The organism is Mesorhizobium sp. L103C119B0, assembly GCF_000502235.1.
Lineage (GTDB): Bacteria > Pseudomonadota > Alphaproteobacteria > Rhizobiales > Rhizobiaceae > Mesorhizobium.
Genome location: NZ_AYXE01000002.1, coordinates 413,730 through 431,315, shown reverse-complemented (window position 1 = coordinate 431,315; position 17,586 = coordinate 413,730). Strand labels below are relative to the sequence as shown.

Annotated in this window: 20 protein-coding genes and 1 pseudogene; 11 read left to right on the top strand and 10 right to left on the bottom strand. The window is 62.4% G+C overall.

Annotation, left to right across the window (positions count from 1 at the left end):
- The first annotated feature begins 54 nt into the window (after positions 1-54).
- From X728_RS161710 to X728_RS161735, 6 genes are all read left to right on the top strand, one after another.
- The gene (locus X728_RS161710; protein WP_023681540.1) at positions 55-888 is read left to right on the top strand and encodes a universal stress protein; all 834 of its coding nucleotides are present in this window, start codon (positions 55-57) and stop codon (positions 886-888) included.
- Between the two features lie 87 nt (positions 889-975).
- Entirely contained in the window at positions 976-1,476 is a 501-nt protein-coding gene (gene gpt, locus X728_RS161715; protein ID WP_023667540.1) for a xanthine phosphoribosyltransferase, read from the top strand.
- Between the two features lie 208 nt (positions 1,477-1,684).
- A complete protein-coding gene (locus X728_RS161720) occupies positions 1,685-2,182 on the top strand; it encodes an NUDIX hydrolase (RefSeq protein ID WP_023830678.1) in 498 nt (165 codons plus the stop codon).
- Positions 2,183-2,367: 185 nt separating this feature from the next.
- Positions 2,368-2,688: a helix-turn-helix domain-containing protein gene (locus tag X728_RS161725; RefSeq protein WP_023830677.1), complete on the top strand. Its 321-nt coding sequence runs from the start codon at positions 2,368-2,370 to the stop codon at positions 2,686-2,688.
- Positions 2,685-3,149, top strand: a complete 465-nt coding sequence (locus tag X728_RS161730; RefSeq protein ID WP_023681542.1) for an SRPBCC family protein — start codon at positions 2,685-2,687, stop codon at positions 3,147-3,149. Before X728_RS161725 ends, X728_RS161730 begins: the two co-directional genes overlap by 4 nt.
- A gap of 20 nt (positions 3,150-3,169) precedes the next feature.
- On the top strand, positions 3,170-3,583 hold the full coding sequence (locus X728_RS161735) for a GFA family protein (protein WP_023725741.1): 414 nt from the start codon (positions 3,170-3,172) through the stop codon (positions 3,581-3,583).
- A gap of 43 nt (positions 3,584-3,626) precedes the next feature.
- Here X728_RS161735 and X728_RS161740 read toward each other — a convergent pair whose 3' ends face one another.
- From X728_RS161740 to X728_RS161765, 6 genes are all read right to left on the bottom strand, one after another.
- Positions 3,627-5,432: an ABC transporter ATP-binding protein gene (locus tag X728_RS161740; protein ID WP_023830676.1), complete on the bottom strand. Its 1,806-nt coding sequence runs from the start codon at positions 5,430-5,432 to the stop codon at positions 3,627-3,629.
- A gap of 388 nt (positions 5,433-5,820) precedes the next feature.
- Positions 5,821-6,231, bottom strand: coding sequence for a GNAT family N-acetyltransferase (locus X728_RS161745; RefSeq protein WP_023830675.1), 411 nt, complete (start codon positions 6,229-6,231; stop codon positions 5,821-5,823).
- 70 nt (positions 6,232-6,301) lie between these two features.
- Positions 6,302-7,252 carry an NAD(+)/NADH kinase gene (locus tag X728_RS161750; RefSeq protein ID WP_196815043.1) on the bottom strand — a complete coding sequence of 317 codons (951 nt, stop codon included), beginning with the start codon at positions 7,250-7,252 and terminating at the stop codon, positions 6,302-6,304.
- A 13-nt stretch (positions 7,253-7,265) separates the two neighbouring features.
- Positions 7,266-8,150, bottom strand: coding sequence for an SPFH domain-containing protein (locus X728_RS161755; protein ID WP_023830673.1), 885 nt, complete (start codon positions 8,148-8,150; stop codon positions 7,266-7,268).
- 34 nt (positions 8,151-8,184) lie between these two features.
- On the bottom strand, positions 8,185-9,900 hold the full coding sequence (locus X728_RS161760) for an NAD+ synthase (protein WP_023830672.1): 1,716 nt from the start codon (positions 9,898-9,900) through the stop codon (positions 8,185-8,187).
- A 62-nt stretch (positions 9,901-9,962) separates the two neighbouring features.
- Positions 9,963-10,679, bottom strand: a complete 717-nt coding sequence (locus X728_RS161765; protein WP_023830671.1) for a DNA-3-methyladenine glycosylase I — start codon at positions 10,677-10,679, stop codon at positions 9,963-9,965.
- Between the two features lie 91 nt (positions 10,680-10,770).
- Between X728_RS161765 and X728_RS161770 the strand changes: the two genes are divergently transcribed.
- Both X728_RS161770 and X728_RS01000000166190 read left to right on the top strand, forming a co-directional pair.
- On the top strand, positions 10,771-11,334 hold the full coding sequence (locus X728_RS161770) for a DUF1003 domain-containing protein (RefSeq protein ID WP_023830670.1): 564 nt from the start codon (positions 10,771-10,773) through the stop codon (positions 11,332-11,334).
- A pseudogene (locus X728_RS01000000166190) lies at positions 11,331-11,940 on the top strand (DedA family protein). Before X728_RS161770 ends, X728_RS01000000166190 begins: the two are co-directional and overlap by 4 nt.
- 3 nt (positions 11,941-11,943) lie before the next feature.
- Here X728_RS01000000166190 and X728_RS161775 read toward each other — a convergent pair.
- The 3 genes from X728_RS161775 to X728_RS161785 form a co-directional block, all read right to left on the bottom strand.
- Positions 11,944-12,531 (bottom strand): hemerythrin domain-containing protein, encoded by a 588-nt coding sequence (locus X728_RS161775; protein ID WP_023830669.1) that lies wholly within the window; start codon positions 12,529-12,531, stop codon positions 11,944-11,946.
- Positions 12,532-12,576: 45 nt separating this feature from the next.
- Entirely contained in the window at positions 12,577-12,936 is a 360-nt protein-coding gene (locus X728_RS161780; protein WP_023830668.1) for a diacylglycerol kinase, read from the bottom strand.
- A gap of 75 nt (positions 12,937-13,011) precedes the next feature.
- The gene (locus tag X728_RS161785; RefSeq protein WP_023667555.1) at positions 13,012-13,431 is read right to left on the bottom strand and encodes a GFA family protein; all 420 of its coding nucleotides are present in this window, start codon (positions 13,429-13,431) and stop codon (positions 13,012-13,014) included.
- A 338-nt stretch (positions 13,432-13,769) separates the two neighbouring features.
- Between X728_RS161785 and X728_RS161790 the strand changes: the two genes are divergently transcribed.
- The 3 genes from X728_RS161790 to X728_RS161800 all read left to right on the top strand — a co-directional run bounded on the left by X728_RS161790 (position 13,770) and on the right by X728_RS161800 (position 16,074).
- Entirely contained in the window at positions 13,770-14,840 is a 1,071-nt protein-coding gene (locus tag X728_RS161790; protein ID WP_023681555.1) for a GGDEF domain-containing protein, read from the top strand.
- A 105-nt stretch (positions 14,841-14,945) separates the two neighbouring features.
- Complete coding sequence (locus X728_RS161795; RefSeq protein ID WP_023830667.1) at positions 14,946-15,344, top strand: MbcA/ParS/Xre antitoxin family protein; 399 nt, start codon at positions 14,946-14,948, stop codon at positions 15,342-15,344.
- Entirely contained in the window at positions 15,304-16,074 is a 771-nt protein-coding gene (locus tag X728_RS161800; protein WP_023830666.1) for an RES family NAD+ phosphorylase, read from the top strand. The genes X728_RS161795 and X728_RS161800 overlap by 41 nt, the downstream gene beginning before the upstream one ends.
- A gap of 58 nt (positions 16,075-16,132) precedes the next feature.
- Here the strand turns inward: X728_RS161800 and X728_RS161805 are convergent, their stop codons facing one another.
- On the bottom strand, positions 16,133-17,506 hold the full coding sequence (locus X728_RS161805; protein ID WP_023830665.1) for a 3-deoxy-7-phosphoheptulonate synthase class II: 1,374 nt from the start codon (positions 17,504-17,506) through the stop codon (positions 16,133-16,135).
- Positions 17,507-17,586 lie beyond the last annotated feature (80 nt).

Genomic DNA, 17,586 nt, shown 5'->3' with positions numbered 1-17,586 from the left:
CTCCCACGTTTTCCCTCGGGCGCAGCACGCGCTGGCAGATTTGAGGGATTTCGCATGCGCTTCAAGACCATCGTCGCCATATTGCAGAACGAACAGGACGCCGAACGCGTGCTCGACTGCGCCATCCCGCTTGCCGACCGGTTCGAGAGCCATCTCATCGGCATCCATGCCGAAGCGCTGCCCGTTCCCTACACCTCGGCAACCGGCTTCCCCGACACTGAGTTCCTGCAGGTCTCCGCCGACATGAACCGCGAGCGCGCCGAGAAATTGCAGGCGCTTTTCGTTGGGCGGATCGAGAATTCCGGCCTTTCCTTCGAATGGCGCAGCCTCGAGAGCTTTTCCGGCGACAGCGCGCTGACGGGTATTTCCAGCGTGCGCGCCGCCGATCTGATTATTGCCGCGCAGCGCGAGACCGGGGGCGACACGAGCGCCGATGTCGACACGCTGGTTTACGATGCCGGCCGGCCAGTGCTGGTGGTGCCGCATGAGGGGCCGTTGGTCACCACATTCAAACATGTGCTGCTGGCCTGGAACGGCAGCAAGGAGGCGGCGCGTGCCGCCTTCGACGCGCTGCCCTTCATCATCGAGGCCGAAAAGACCGACATTCTGGTCATCGATCCGCCGGATACGCTGGATGACAACCCGGAAGCCGCCGGCGCCGAGATCGCCGCGGCACTCTCCAGGCATGGCGCAACGGTCAGCGTGTCGGTGCAGAAATCGGGTAATGCTTCGGTCGATGACGTCATCCAGACCCGGATCGCCGAGACCGGAGCCGACCTTCTGGTGCTCGGCGCCTACAGCCATTCCTGGCTGCGTCAGCTTTTGTTCGGCGGCGTCACGCGCACCGTGTTGCGCAGCGTGCCGGTTGCGGCCTTTTTGTCGCGGTAACTCCACAGACTGGCCCCGCCCTTGCCAATGCCCTGACTTTCCAGTTAATTCCGCGCGCATTCCACAATGGTGCGCGCGGAGTGCAGAATGTCCCTTCCCGAAAAAGCCTTTCCGGTCTCCTGGGACCAGTTCCACCGCGATGCCCGGGCGCTCGCCTGGCGGCTTGCCGGCGCCAACAAGGGACAGTGGAAGGCCATCGTCTGCATCACCCGTGGCGGCCTGGTTCCCGCCGCCATCATCTCGCGCGAACTCGGAATACGCGTCATCGAGACGGTCTGCGTCGCCTCTTATCACGACTACACCAGCCAGGGGCAGTTGCAGGTGCTGAAGGAGATCACCCCGGCGCTGCTCGCCGATGATGGCGCGGGCGTGCTGATCATCGACGACCTCACCGACACCGGCAAGACGGCAGGCATCGTGCGCGCCATGATGCCCAAGGCGCATTTCGCCACCGTCTACGCCAAGCCGAAAGGCAGGCCGCTGGTCGACACCTTTATCACCGAAGTCAGTCAAGACACCTGGATCTACTTTCCCTGGGACATGGGTTTTACCTACCAGAAGCCGATCGCCGACGATCACGCAGGCTGATTCGCGCCAGCCCCATTTCTGCCCAGACGGCCAAACCCGCCCCGTTTGCTATGAAAACAGGCACTGGAAGGGACAATATTCTGTCGAATCGACAGCTGTTGGCGGAGTTTGACGGGTCGGTGTGAGGTTTTTTACTTTTAAGACTTACACTTGTCGGTAAGATTCATACGGCGGCTAACGATTCTGAGGGCTGGGGTAGCTTTCACTGATGCTGACGACACCGGCGACACACGACCATCTGGCTGAAAGGGTCCGCAAGCTCTTCGGCACTTCGCCTTGTCGCCTGCAGGTTGCCGCTTTGCCATGGCGCAATAACGAAGACGGCGTCGAGATCATGCTGATCACCAGCCGAGACACCGGGCGTTGGGTGCTGCCGAAGGGCTGGCCCGAGGCCAGGGAGCCGCTCTGCGAGGCAGCGGCGCGCGAGGCGGGCGAGGAAGCCGGATTGCGTGGCAAGATTTCGCTTTTCGAGGCCGGTCGTTACTTCTACGCCAAGGCCCTCGCGCCCGGCGAGGAAGTCCCTTGCGAAGTGCTGGTGTTTCCGCTGCAGGTCGAGCACGTTGCCGACCGCTGGAAGGAAAAGCGCGCGCGCACCCGCAAATGGGTCAATGGGGCCGAGGCCGTACGCATGGTCAACGAGCCGGACCTCTGCCAGATCATCGCCCATTTCTGCGCCGATCCCGACAAGTTCGTCGTTAGAGCCTAGCTCACAGCCACCGCTGCATAGTCCTGCGCGCCCGCACCGGTTCTTGCCCCGATTCCGGGCTCGGTGCTTCGCTCCGCGCGCCAGCAATCCGACACTATAAATCCCTCCCCTTCAGGCCAAGCTTAGCCACAGCTTGACATGCAGGCATTTACCTGCATATTGTGTCTTCAAGATGAGTGAGACCGATGGACGCCGACAAGGTTTTCAAAGCGCTGGGCGACCCGACCCGCAGAAGGCTGCTCGATCTTCTGTGTGAGAAGAACGGCCAGACGCTCGGCGAGCTTTGCGAAAATCTCGACATGGCGAGGCAATCCGCCACGCAGCACATCGATCTGCTGGAAGCGGCCAATCTGATCAGCACGGTCAAGCGTGGCCGCGAGAAGCTGCATTTCATCAACCCCGTGCCGCTGCACGAAGTCTACGAGCGGTGGGTGCGAAAATTCGAACGGCAGCGGCTGAGCCTGCTGCACGACCTGAAACAAGAACTCGAAGGAGACGACCAATGACCCGGGAAACCACCAGTTTTGTCTACGTGACCTACATCAGATCGACGCCACAAAAGGTGTTCGAAGCCATCACCAGGCCCGATATCGCCAAGCGCTACTGGGGCCACGAAAACGTCTCCGACTGGAAGCCCGGCTCGAAATGGGAACACATCCGCGCCAATGACGAACGGACCGTCGAACTCGTTGGCAAGGTCGTCGAAATCTCGCCGCCAACCCGGCTGGTCATGAGCTGGGCCAACGCCTCGCAGGCCGACGATCCGACCAAGCACAGCCGGGTGACGTTCGCCATCGAGGAATACGACACCATGGTCAAGCTGACCGTCAGCCATGACGAGCTCGAAGCCGGCAGCGGCATGGCCAAGGGCATCAGCCAGGGTTGGCCGGCCGTGCTGTCCAGCATGAAATCCTTCCTCGAAACCGGCACAGGCATCGACCTGTTCGCCAAGCCGAAATCGGCCTGAAGCAACCGCGGAGAACTATGATGACCAAGCACTTTACCGGCGGCTGCGCCTGCGGCGCGATCCGCTATGAGGCCAGCGGCGAGCCGATCTTTCAGAATCACTGCCAATGCCTCGATTGCCAAAAGCGCAGCGGTACTGGCCATTGTTCCTATGTGACCTTCGGCCGGCGCGCTGACGTAAAGATCACCGGCGAGCCGAGCACGTGGCGGATGATCGCCGACAGCGGCAATGAAAAAGCCCAGGCCTTTTGCCCGACCTGCGGCACGCCGGTCTACGTAACGTTCGTCGCCATGCCGGAGGTGACGGCTATCCAGGCCACGAGCCTCGATGATCCCGGCCAGTTCGACCCGCAGGCGGTCACCTACACCGTGCGCGGCCACGCCTGGGACACGATCGACCCAGCGCTTCAGCCATTCGAGCGAATGCCTGGATGAACCAGGCAGAGCCCTATCCCTCGGATAGGGCTCTGCGTTCAGCTCAGATCACCAGGCCCTTGGTCAGTTCCAGCGCCTGCCGCTCGAACAGGCGGCGGTAGATGCCGCCCTTCAGCCGGATCAGCTCGTCATGCGAGCCTTCCTCGACGATCTTGCCACGGTCGAACACGAGCAGCCTGTCCAGCGCCCGCACCGTCGACAGACGGTGAGCGATGACCAGCGTCGTGCGGCCAACCATCAGCCGCTCCATCGCCTGCTGGATCAGTACTTCCGATTCCGAATCGAGGCTCGATGTCGCCTCGTCCAGGATCAGGATGCGCGCATCCGCCAGGAAGGCGCGCGCGATCGCCACCCGCTGGCGCTCGCCGCCCGACAGTTTCACGCCGCGTTCACCGACCAGCGTGCCGTAGCCCTTCGGCAGGCCGGTGATGAAGTCGTGCGCGCTGGCGAGCTTGGCGGCATGCTCGATCTCGGCCTGCGTGGCGTCCGGTCGGGCATAGGCGATGTTTTCCGCCAGCGAGCGGTGGAACAGGATCGGCTCCTGCTGGACGATGGCAATCTGCGCGCGCAGCGACGCCTGTGCAACCTGGGAGATGTCTTGGCCATCGATCAGGATCCTGCCGCCGCTGACATTATAGAGACGCTGGATCAACTTCACGAAGGTCGTCTTGCCCGAGCCGGAATGACCGACCAGTCCGACCCGCTCGCCCGCCGCTATCTCCACCGAAAAGCCGCGGTAGAGCGGCAGGCGATGGCTGCCATAGTGGAAGGTGACGTTATCGAAGGCGATGTGGCCATGAGTGATCCGGATCGGCTTGGCGCCGGGCCGGTCCTCGATGCCGAGCGGTTGCGACTGGAAATCGACCAGTTCCTCCATGTCGTTGACCGAACGCTGCAAATTGCGGATATGCGTGCCGATGTCCCTGAGGTAGCCCTGCAGCACGAAGAACGAGGTCAGCACGAAGGCGACATCGCCCGCACTTGCCTGGCCCCAGGCCCACAGCATCAGCGACAGGCCGATTACTGCCGTCCGCAGCACCAGCAGCATGGCGCCTTGCGTCGTGCCGTTGATGGTGCCGCGCACCCAGGTGCGGCTGGTCCGCGCGCGCCATTTGGCGACGACCTTGGCAAGCCGCGTTTCCTCACGCGTCTCGGCGCCGAAACCCTTGACCACGGCATTGCAGCTCACCGCATCGGCAAGCGAGCCGCCAAGCCGCGTATCCCAGCTGTTGGCGAGCCGTGCCGCGGGCGCGACATAGCCGAGCGACAGCAGCGCCGTCACCGTGATGAACAGCACCGAGCCGACTGCCACGACCAGCCCCATCAGCGGCCAGAACCAGCCGAGCAGCAACGTCGAGCCGACCAGCATGGCGACCGACGGCAACAACGCAATCAGGATGGTGTCATTGAGCAGGTCGAGAGCCCACATGCCGCGCGTGACCTTGCGCACCGTCGATCCGGCAAAGCTGTTGGCGTGCCAGTCGGTGGAAAAACGCTGGACGCGGTGGAACGCGTCGGCGGCGATGTCGGCCATCATCTTCAATGTCAGTTCGACAATGCCCATGAAGGCGAGGTTGCGCAGCACCACGCCGGTCAATGCCAGGGCGATGAGCGCAAGGAAGGCCGCCATCGCCGCATTCCACGCGACAGCATCTGCCGCCGCATTGCTGGCGACGGCATCGACCAGCCGGCCGGAATAGAGCGGCGTCAAGACGTCGGCCAGGGTCGACACCAGGAAGCTGCCCATGATCAGCGAAAGCCGCCACGGCTGGCGCCGCCAGTGGCTGAGCGTGAAGCCAAGAACGCTGCGAAAGGCGCTTGCACGCAGATCGATTCGAAGACGAGCCATGATGTCATCCGGGCGCAAATCTGCCCGGTCCCGGTAAGGTCTGAAAAGTGAAAACCGCGCTGGGCAATTCGCCCGGCTGCGGAGGTTCGGCATAGGTGGCGGCGCGCCCCGGTTTGTCGGGTGGCGACCGGCATCGGCAGAAGCCTGTACTCGACCCGGCATCGGTGCGAAGGGCAAACCTTCGCCGGACGCCAAGTGAGACCTAGGCTTCGCGGCCTCGCATTACCATGTGAAATACTGCCATTCAGACCTCCCGCAAGACACTTGCGGAGCAGTCCTTATAGAGACGCCATGAAGGATCGCCAAGGCCGGGCACGTGGCAAAGCGTAACTGGTCCAACCAGTGAGGTTATTTTGCAACAACAGCCGGTCAACCCCCTCGCTATGCCTCATTCCGGGTTGCGATCGAGGCGCATGTAGCGGCCGTCGGTCGATGCCTTAAAGCCCAGCTTCTCATAAAGGCCATGCGCGTCACTGGTCGACAGGCTCCAGTGCGAGACCGTGCTGAGTTCAGGGTGGTTGATGAGCGCCCGCACCAGTTGCGTGCCAATGCCTTGGCCGCGATGCTGCGGCCAGATGATGATGTCGGCGAGATAGGCAAACACCGTACGGTCGGTGATGGCCCGGCCAAAACCGACTTGGTTCCCATCGATATAGGCCGCGGTGCAGAACGAGTTGGCAAAAGCGCGGCGATGAAACTCATCGCTGCGGCCGGCGCCCCAATAACTCGCCATCAACAGGTCGGAGGTCGCCCGGAAGTCGATCCGTGACATGTCGAAGCTGATCTCACAGTCGGGCATGGTGCCTCGCAAAGAATGAGGGCGGCCGAATTTCGGTCCGGCCCGTGGTTTGGTTACCGACCTGGCGCGCTTACGGCACCACGAGATAGGCCTTCTGGTCGGCGATCGCGATGGTCACGTCGGTGCCGGAATTGAACTCGACGAAATCGAGCTCCATCCCGTCGCTGAAGATGACGCCGCCCCTGCTCTGCCGCGAAGAAACCACCAGCGGCCGGTCGCGGGTGATGACGCCATGCACAAGCGACACGCCGGTCGTGTTGCTCGGAAACGGTTCGCGCACCGAAAAGAACAGCTGCTCGCCTTCGCGATCGTAGCCTTGCGGCGGCACGGTCGGCACCGCGGTATCGCCATAAGCGGCAGCCAGTCCCGCGGCGCCCGCCATCACGGAACGCAGCCAGCCGGTAGAGCCGGCGCCCGTGGAGATGATAATGCCGCTCGACGACTGGCGCTCGGTCCTGCCGCCATAGGTCAATTCGTAGCGCGCCGAGACATGCGTCGAGGCGCCGACGAACAGATCGTTGAAGGCGATTAGCCGGCGTCCGTCATTGGAGCGCGCTTCGGCCATCACCACCGCCTGGCGCTTCGCCTTGCCGGCTATCGTCAGGCGGAGGACCTTTTCGGTATCGTCGGCATTCCACGGCAGCAGCACGCCGTCGAAAAGCGCCGGGTTCGGGTTGATGCCGATCAGCGGCTGGTACGGGAGGTACTTCGCGGTGTTGGACACCAGCCCGTCCTGACCGAGCGCGATCACCACGTCGGACCCGAATTCGAACTGCGGTACCAGTTCTCGGTCGAGCCGCAACTGCTTGAGGCCTTGGGGAAGCGAACCCATCACCCGGTCGAGCGCCTGGTGATAGACGTCATGCGCCGCCTTGACCGGGTCGAAATTCATGCCGGCCTGCCGGAGATAAAAGCGCGCCTGTCCCTGCGTGTTGAATCGCGTCGTCAGCTCCTCCAGCTCGGTCTTGCGGGTGACGACGATCACCCGGTCGATCGGCCTGCCGCTCTGGTCGCTTGCCACCCGTGCTTGCCTTTCAGGACCCGGCTTTCGGCGTGGAAAGCTGGCTGAGCGCGCTGGTGAGCATGTCAGGCGTGATCGACAGATTGCCGACCGAACCGCCCTTTTCCGCCCAGGCCTTGAAGGCCATCGCCGTCAGCACGTGGGCGGGCGCCGACGAATAGACGGTCAGTTCCAGCTGCTGCGCCTTGGCTTGCGCCTCGGCAAGCGTCAGCTTGTTGCGCGCTTCGGTGTCGACCAGCAGCTTGTTGCGTTCGGCAAGCTCGATTTCGGTCGCCAGCTCGCTCTGCTTGATCTCGCGCTCCTTCTCCACGCCCCAGGCACGGCGCCCATAGATCGCGGCATCGGCCTGGCGCTGCAGCGCCTCGCGATATTCGGTCTGGAGCGCCTTGCGGATCTCCGGCGTCGGCTGGACCGAGGTGATGTGAACCTCCTCGATCGACAGGCCGGCGGTCGCGGCAATCGGATCGTTGCGCAGGAGTTCGGCGAGATTGCCACCGAGCTTGGTCACCTCGGCCAGCGCCTGTTCCAGCGTCATGCTCGAAACCACCGCGCGGGCGCGGCTTTGTATCGCCAGCACCAGGCGCTCGGCGATCTTCTCCCGGCCGTCGCCGACGACGTCCGCACGGCTGAGCTTGGCGCTGAAATCAAAACCTTCGGCTGCCTTGAGTGGATCGATGATGCGGTAGCTGACCGATCCCTGGATCGCCAAATCCTGGAAATTCGCCGTCGTCTCGGTGAAGATGAAGGGGTTATCGAGCGACGTCACCGGCACCATCGCTATCGTGGTGCCGAACGTGCCGTACCAGAAGGACATGCCGCGCCCCTGCTCCCTGATCTTGCCGTTCTTGAAGCGCAGGATGTGATACTCAGGCGTTCCCTTGAAATAGCTGATAAACATGCGCCCCCCAAAGTTCATCAATTTAATCAGATGTTTAGCCGCGATCCCTGAAACGGTTGGTGATGGGATAGCGGCGGTCGCGGCCAAAATTCTTCCGGGTGATCTTCACACCCGGCGCCGCTTGCCGGCGTTTGTACTCGGCAATGTAGAGCAAATGTTCGACGCGCGTCACCGTCGCCCGGTCGTGGCCGCGCGCCACGATGTCGTCGACGCCCATTTCGTTCTCGACCAGGCATTCCAGAATGTCGTCCAGCACCGGATAGGGCGGCAGCGAATCCTGGTCGGTCTGGTTCTCGCGCAATTCGGCCGACGGCGCCTTGTCGATGATATTCCTGGGGATCACCTCGCCTGAGGGACCGAGCGCGCCCGGCGGCAGATGGCTGTTGCGCCAGCGCGACAGCGCATAGACCTGCATCTTGTAGAGGTCTTTTATCGGGTTGAAGCCGCCATTCATGTCGCCATAAAGCGTGGCGTAGCCCACTGACATCTCGCTCTTGTTGCCCGTGGTGACGACCATCGAGCCGAACTTGTTGGAAATCGCCATCAGGATCGTGCCGCGCGCGCGGCTCTGTAGATTCTCTTCGGTGATGCCTTCCTTGGTGCCTTCAAAAAGCTGCGCCAGCGTGTGTAGGAAACCCTCGACCGGTTCGAAGATCGGCACGATGTCATAGCGGCAGCCAAGCGCACGGGCGCAATCCTCGGCATCCTTCAGCGAATCCTCCGAGGTATAACGGTAGGGCATCATCACCGCCCGCAGCCGCTCCTCGCCGAGCGCATCGACGGCCAATGCGGCGCAGATCGCCGAATCGATGCCGCCGGAGAGACCCAGCACGACATTCTTGAAGCCGTTCTTGTTGACGTAGTCGCGCAGGCCCAGCATGCAGGCGCGGTAGTCCGCCTCCTCGCGCTCGGGGATTTTCGACATCGGCCCTTCCGAGCAGACCCAGCCGTCAGAGTGTTCTGCATCTTGCGCGCCTGCGGCGACGCGGTTGCGCTTCCAGGTGGTGACATCGACAGTTTCCTCGAACTGGCTCATCTGGAAGGCGAGCGTCTTGTCGGCGCCGATGGCAAAAGAGGCGCCGTCGAAGATCAGCTCATCCTGGCCGCCAATCTGATTGGCATAGATCATCGGCAAACCGGTCTCGATGACCTGGCGGATAACAACCTGATGGCGCACGTCCATCTTGGCGCGGTAGTAGGGCGAGCCGTTCGGCACCAGCAGGATTTCCGCGCCGCTTTCGGCCAGGGTTTCACAGATGCCGACGTCGCCCCAGATGTCCTCGCAGATCGGAATTCCGATGCGCACACCACGGAAGTTGACGGGTCCCTGAGCCTCGGGCCCGGCCTGGAAGACGCGCTTCTCGTCGAACTCGCCATAGTTTGGCAAATCGAGCTTGTAGCGCTCGGCGAGGATCTTGCCGCCATCGGCGATGATGATCGAATTGTGAGTGCCGCTCTTGCGCTTCAGCGGCGTGCCGATGATGACGCCCGGCCCGCCATCGGCGGTATCTCCGGCGAAGTCCTGCGCGGCCTTCTCGCAAACCTTGAGGAAGGCCGGCTTCAGCACCAGGTCCTCCGGCGGGTAACCGGCAAGGAAAAGCTCGGTGTAGAGCACGATGTCGGCGCCCTGGCGGGCGGCATCCGCCCTCGCCTCACGCGCCTTGGCAAGGTTGCCGGCGACATCGCCGACCGTCGGGTTGAGCTGGGCAACGGCGATGCGCAGAATATCGGGTGCGGTCTTCTGGGTCATGCCTGCGGTTTAGCGCGGCAAATTTGCCCGGGCAATGGCGTTCGTTTGGACCAATTCGGTGATCAGTCATCGCCCATATATTCGCGCAGCGATTGCGGCGAATGGTTCTCTCCGATCGACATCGCCAGAATGCGCGAGATGTGCCGGCGCGGCAGGCCGGTTTCCTGCGCCCATTTGTTGATCTGCGCCTGAATCCTGTCGAGATCCCTCTTCGACGTCGGACTTTCGGCGATGTCGAGGCCGGCGTCACGCAAAGCCGCGACCATATCGGCCGAGATGACGAAGGCGTCCCATTGCAGCCAGCGCAGGAAATACTGGCCGGTGTTGCCGCCAAGCCGGCTGCCATGCTTGCCGAGATACGCCATCAGCCCGACCTGGTCGTCGTCAGGCCACTCCGCGAGGAATTTGCCGAAACCGCCATGTTCCTTCGACACACGCTCAACGAAGGCGGCGTTGTCGCGGACGGATTTGATCTTCTGCGGGTTGCGCACAATGCGTTGATCAGCCGTCAGGTCGTGCCAGAAGTCATCAGGTTGAAACAACAGCCGTTTCGGCTCGAAATGGAGAAAGGCTTCCTCGAAGCCCGGCCATTTCTGTTCGATGACGCGCCAGACGAAGCCGGCGGCAAACACCCGCTCGGCCATCGTCGACAGGACGCGATCGTCCGTAGTGTCAGCCACGGCGGCGTTGTCAGGCGCCGGCCCGAGCAGCGAGGTCAGCACGGCGTCGCCGCCTTTGCGTTTTGCAGCACGGGCGCGAATCTTCGCGAAATCGGGCATCCTGCATCCTCGCGCCGCGCTTTTGACGAAACGCCATCTTCCTATATGCAAACCAGGCTGCCAAGCCGACCCTTTTCCTATGGAGACATCCATGCACAAGACCGTGCCAGAACTGGCCAACCGCTGGTTGAGGCGAACGCCTGAAACCCTCAGCGATCTCGAGCGGCGGGTGTTGCAGAGCACTGTCGACCGCAAGCCCATCTCGCAGGATATCAACGATAGCCTCACCGGCCTTCAGGGCGCCGGCGACCGGATCGCCGATGCCATTGCCCGCATCGGCGGCTCGTGGACGTTCATCCTGTCCTTCATTGCTTTCCTGGTGCTGTGGATCGGCGCCAATTGGTGGCTGCTCGGGCGAGACTCGTTCGACCCCTACCCCTTCATCTTCCTCAACCTGGTGCTGTCGATGATCGCCGCCTTGCAGGCGCCGGTGATCATGATGTCGCAGAACCGCCAGGCCGCGCGCGACCGCATCGACGCCGCGCATGACTATGAGGTCAACCTCAAGGCCGAGATCGAGATCATGGCTCTGCATGAAAAGCTGGACGAACTGCGCCACAGCCAGATCATCGGCGTGCGCGAGGACATGGCGCGCCTGGCCGAACAGGTGAACCGCATAGACGAAAAACTGTCGGGCCGGCAAACCTCTCAATGACCGGGATCGTCCATCACCTCATCGAGCAATATGGGTTGATCGCGGTTTTCCTGAGGCTGTGTCGCCGAAGGCGAAAGTGCGGCCATCCTCGGCGGCTTCTTCGCCCATCAGCATGTCTTCATCCTCTGGAAGGCTTTCCTCGCGGCCGCCATTGGCGCCTTCGTCGGCGACACGTTTTTCTTCATTCTCGGCCGCAGCTTTGCCGACCATCCCAGGGTGCTGAAACTGAAGGCGAGGCCCGGCTTCAACCACGCCTACCGTCTCGTCTCGTCCCATCCCAACATCTTCGTCCTGTCCAACCGCTACATCTATGGCCTGCGCCTGGTCGGCGGCATCGCGGCCGGTTTCGCCAGCATTTCGGTAGCGCGCTTCGTTATCCTCAACGCGGTGTCGTCGCTGGTCTGGGCGGCTTTGTTCTGCGGCGTCGGCTACGTCTTCGGCCTCGGGGCCGAGCAGATGATCGGCAAGGCACTGCTCCATCACGAACGGCTGCTGATCGCGCTTGCCATAGGTCTGGCTTTCGCCATCCTTGCCTGGCTCATCGCCCGCACCGTCGCCGGCAAGGAGCGCGCCAAGGACGCCCGCGACAGCGAAACCACATCGTAAGGTTCAGTCGTCGTCCTCGACCAGAGCCCGGTCGCCGCGATCGAGGATCAGCGGGATGATGAGATCTTCCTCGTCGGCCAGATGCCGCTTCAGCATGGCGATCAGCCGGCTGTTCTCGTCCGCATAGGCGTCGGCGGCGAAGCGCTGCCTGTCCTCGCTCTCCTCGAGCGTGCGGATGAAGGCGTTCGCCGTCTCGGCGTTGCGCTCCAGCCCCTCATGAATGGTGTGATGGTCGGCATCGAGGATTTCGAAGCCGCGCTTCAGGCGCGGCTCCGCCTTGGCGAAAGCCGGGAAATATTGGTAGTCCTCGACATTGTGGTGGCCGTCGAGATTGCCTAGAAAGTGGTTCAGCCGCGGCGCGAACCAGCGGGCGAAATCCGGCGCCGTCAGCCTGCCTTCGCGATAGTCGCCAATGCCGTTGGTGAGCATGCCGCCCAGCTCTCGGAACATATCGTGCCGCTGCAGCCATATGTTTGCCATGCCGTGGATGTTGGCGTGACCCTGCCATGTCTCGCGCGGATATTTTTCCGCCAGCCAGCGCAGGTCTTCCGGCAGGCCGGCTCTTTCAAGCAGCAGAAAATTGGCTTCCACGACGCCAGTCTCCTTTGGTGACTAACACATATGGGAGCGTTCAGATCAGATCGGTAGTCCCGTGATGCGCTCGATGAGGGCGATTCCCCAGACGCCGGCGACGATGACGACCGAAATCAGCACCGCCAGCGAGCCGCAGTCCTTGGCGAGCTGGATGTCGACGTTGAACTCGCGACTGAAGGCATCGCAGGCTGCCTCGATGCCGGTGTTGAGCACTTCGACCATGATGAGCAGCAGCATCGCACCTATCAACAGCGCGTAGCCGCTCCACGACACCGAGACGAACCAGCCGAGCGGCAGCGCCAGCACCAGCAGCATCAGTTCCTGCTGAAATGCCCTTTCGCTGGCGGCGAGCTTGCGAAAGGCTCGCACAGAATTGAAGTAAGCACCGATCAGCCGCTGCATGCCGCATCCCCTTCGAATCACCGGCAGGGGATATCGCAATGGCTGGATCAAGGGAATAAGGCAGCCGCCGCAAAATCACTCCTCCGCAACCTTGATCGTCGGCGTCGACTTCTCGAACTGCGGCAGTCCATCGTCGATCGTATAGTAATCGCCCTTGTCGCCGACAAAGATGTGGCATTGGCCTTCGAGCCCGGTCGGGTTGTCGAACGATCCGGCCAGAACTGAGACATAGGCATCCTGACCCGGCTTCCAGAACAGCACCGAGCCGCAGATCTTGCAAAACCCGCGCTTGGCAAAGGAAGACGATTCGTACCAGCTGATGTTGTCGGCGCCGGTTATCGTGATGTCGCCGTCGGCGACGTTGGTCGCGGCGTAAAAATGCCCGCTCTGCTTGCGGCACTGCGAACAGTGGCAATAAATGACGCCGCGCAACGGCCCTCGCGTCTGGAAACGCACGGCTCCACACAGGCAAGATCCGCTGTGGTTGTTGCTCATCCCTACCTCCACCAGCCATCGTCCACGGCTTCGCCGCTGGCCGAGAGGATTTCAGTTTTGCCGCAGCCGGGCACCGGCAAATGCGACATGGGGTGGGCGTGTTCGGACCTGACCTCAGGATCTTTGCAAACCATTTCTGCAGCCTGCGGTAGAACGGACGCGTTACCTGGCGGCACATTAAGGAAACTTTAGCGCCGGCGCATCTATGGTCGTTGCCAAGCGAATGTCGCGATTGGGGACGTGTCTTTCGCAGGATGATCCGAAATACGGCTGGCACTCTCCGGTCGGCGGCATCTCGCACGGTCTGCGATGGTTCCCAGAGGCAGAGTGAACAGAACATGCAGCCGGCAGCCGTCCAGACCGACCGAAACAGCGACATTGCAACAGCCGTTGTGGCGACCATGCGTCAGCTCGGCGTGCTTGGCCTGCCGCGCAATTACGAAATCTTCTACGAAGCACTGAAAGGCACCAATCGCGAACTCGGCCTGGCCGTCGTCGCGCTGGGCAACCAGCCGACGCAGGACGATCTCGACCGCATCGGCCGCGCTTTCTTTGCACAGCATCACGGTCCCGGCATTGTCGAGCAGGCGCGCGACGTGCTGGCCAGGGAACTCGAGGACATCGCCTTGCTGCTGCGCAGCGAACGCAGCCATATCGAGAAATACGGCAAGATCCTCGATGAGACGTCAAGCGGCCTCGCCAACCGCAGCCTGCTTTCGCAGGATCTGCTGCAGAAGGTCGCCAGCGCCATGGCGGCGGCCACCAACTCGACCCTCGACCACGGCAAGCAGGTTGCAACCACGCTGAGCGACAAGACGGCGGAACTGGAGAGCGTCAAGTCGAAGCTTGAGGAGTACAAGCGGCTCGCCGACACCGACCCCTTGACGCATATCTGGAACCGCCGCGCCTTCGACAAGCAAATCACGGCGATTTACACCTCCAACAAGGGGATCCTGTTCAACGCCCTGATCCTTGCCGACATCGACCATTTCAAGGGTGTCAACGATCGCTACGGCCACCCGGTCGGCGACAAGATCATCCAGATCGTCGCTGAAATCTTCCAGACCAGCATCCGTGAAGACATGTTCGTTGCCCGCACCGGCGGGGAGGAATTCGCGCTGATCGTCGAGGGCGCCAGCGAGGATACCACTTACGAGATCGCCGAACGCATCCGCGTGCTGATCGAACAGACGCCGTTCACCAGCAGCCAGACCGGCGCCAATTACGGCACGGTGACCGTTTCCATGGGCATCTGCATGGCTTCCGAAGCGGAAAGCCCGGAGGATCTTTACACCAAGGCGGACCGGGCGCTCTACCGCTCCAAGGTTGGCGGGCGCAACCGCGTCACCCGGCACTCGACAATGGCCGGCCGCACGGGCAAGAACTGGCTGCTATACAAGAAAGACTGACGCTTCGGCGTGCAGCCAATTCCCGGGCACAGGCAAATTTATCGGATCCCGCCTCTTTCCATATGAATTTCCGTGGACTATATTTTCCATGGAAAGAGAGAGGCCATGTCTGTTACACAACCCAATGCTGCCGCCCCTGATCTGACCGCGAAGACGGCCGAAAACGCGGTTCTGACCAAGGCCACGCTGCGCGCCGCCGAACTCTTGGATATAACCGCCAGGGTGCTTGCGTCGATCATCGGCGTCTCGGAAGCCACGGTTTCACGCATGCGCAGGCAGGAATTCCTGCTGGAGCGCGGCACCAAGCCGTTCGAACTCGCGGTGCTGTTCGTGCGGCTGTTCCGTTCGCTCGATGCCATTGTCGGCGGTGACGAGACGATAGCCCGGGCATGGCTGAAGAACGCCAACACGGCTTTCGATGGCAGCCCGCTTGAAAAGATCCTCACTATTACCGGGCTTGTCGATGTCATTGCCTATCTGGACTCCCGACGCGCTCTCGTCTGAAGCCGTCCGGCTCGACGGCAAATACTGGCGCATGGTCGAGGCGCAGCACCGCGTCTCGACGCTGAAGATCGTCGACACGCTGGACGAACAGGCGCTGCTCGAGGATCTGATCGAGGAGACCAAGCCGCAAATCCCCATGGAATGCCGGCATCTCCACTATCTCCTGGCGACGCCCTTCCGCTACGGCTCGATCTATCCCTACGGCTCGCGCTTCCGCCGCGCTGGCCGCACCCTGGGTGTCTACTATGCCGCGGAGACGATCATGACGGCGGTCGCCGAAATGGCCTTCTACCGCTTGTTGTTCTTCGCCGATTCGCCCGACACGCCATGGCCGCACGACGCCGCCGAATACACCGCCTTCGCCGCCGCGATCCGTACCGACAAGGCCATCGACCTGACGCGGCCGCCGCTCGACCGCGACCGGGCCCATTGGACGCATCCGACCGACTATGCCGCCAGCCAGGCGATTGCCGATGTCGCGCGTGAGGCTGGGCTGGAGGCGATCCGTTACCGTTCGGCGCGCGACCCGAAGGGCGTCAATGTGGCGCTGCTGACATGCCGCGGCTTTACCAAGACCAAGCCGCTGGAGCCGCACACATGGCGCATCCGGCTGGGCTCCCTCGGCGTCCAGGCGATCTGCGAATTTCCGGAAAGGCGCATCGAGTTTTCCAGAACCGCCTTCGCCAACGATCCCCGGCTTAACGGCCTGCGCTGGGAACGTGGCCGCTGATCTAAACGAAAAAGCGCCGGATTTCTCCGGCGCTTTCCACTTCAATCTGAAAACGGGTTCAGCCGTTGGCCGCCTGCTTGTGCTGCACGGGATGGCTCTTCTTCAACAGGTCGGAGACGAGGAAAGCCAATTCGATCGCCTGGTCGGCGTTGAGGCGCGGGTCGCAATGGGTGTGGTAGCGGTCCTGCAATTCCTCGGCGGTGATGGCGCGGGCGCCGCCGGTGCATTCGGTAACATTCTTGCCGGTCATTTCGACATGGATGCCGCCGGGATGCGTGCCTTCGGCGCGATGCACCTCGAAGAAGGTCTGCACTTCCTTGAGGATGCGGTCGAACGGGCGCGTCTTGTAGCCGGCAGCCTCGATCGTATTGCCGTGCATCGGGTCGGACGACCACACGACGCTGCGACCTTCCTTCTGCACCGCGCGCACCAGCTTCGGCAGATGGTCGGCGACCCTGTCGGAGCCGAAGCGGGCGATCAGCGTCAGCCGGCCCGGCTCGTTCTCCGGATTGAGCAGGTCGATCAGTTCCAGCAAGCCATCCGGCGTCAGCGACGGGCCGCATTTGAGGCCGAGCGGGTTCTTGATGCCGCGGCAATATTCGACATGGGCATGGTCGGGCTGGCGGGTTCGGTCGCCGATCCAGATCATGTGGCCGGAGGTTGCATACCAGTCGCCCGACGTCGAATCGACGCGGGTCAGCGCCTCTTCATAGCCGAGCAACAGCGCTTCGTGGCTGGTGTAGAAATCGGTCTCGCGCAAGGCGTAGTTGGTTTCCGAGGTGATGCCGACGGCCTTCATGAAGTCCATCGTCTCGGTGATGCGGTTCGCGAGCTTGCCGTATTTCTCACCCTGCGGGCTGTCGGAGACGAAACCCAGCATCCAGCTATGCACGTTCTCAAGGCTGGCATAGCCGCCCTGGGCGAAGGCGCGCAACAAGTTGAGCGTCGCAGCCGACTGGCGGTAAGCCATCTCCTGGCGGGCCGGGTCGGGAATGCGCGACTTCGGGTCGAACTCGATGCCATTGATGATGTCGCCACGGTAGCTCGGCAGCGTCACTTCGCCCTTGGTCTCATTGTCGGACGAGCGCGGCTTGGCGAACTGGCCGGCGACGCGGCCGACCTTCACCACCGGCTGCGCGCCGGCGAAGGTCAGCACCACCGACATCTGCAAGAAGACGCGGAAGAAGTCGCGGATGTTGTCCGCGCCATGCTCGGCGAAACTCTCGGCGCAATCGCCGCCCTGCAGAAGGAATGCGTCACCGGCAGCGACAGCTGCAAGCTGCTTCTTCAGCTTGCGCGCCTCACCTGCAAAAACCAGCGGCGGAAAGGTGGAAAGCTGGGCTTCCGTGTTCTTCAGCGCGGCAAGGTCCGGATAGGCAGGAACCTGCTTGATCGGCTTTGCTCTCCAAGAATTCGGCGACCATTTCGTCATCGCTGCACCCAAACGCTCTTTCCAGCAGGTCTTTTGCCCGCCATTTCCGCCCCATATGGGGATCGCGGCTCCATACACGA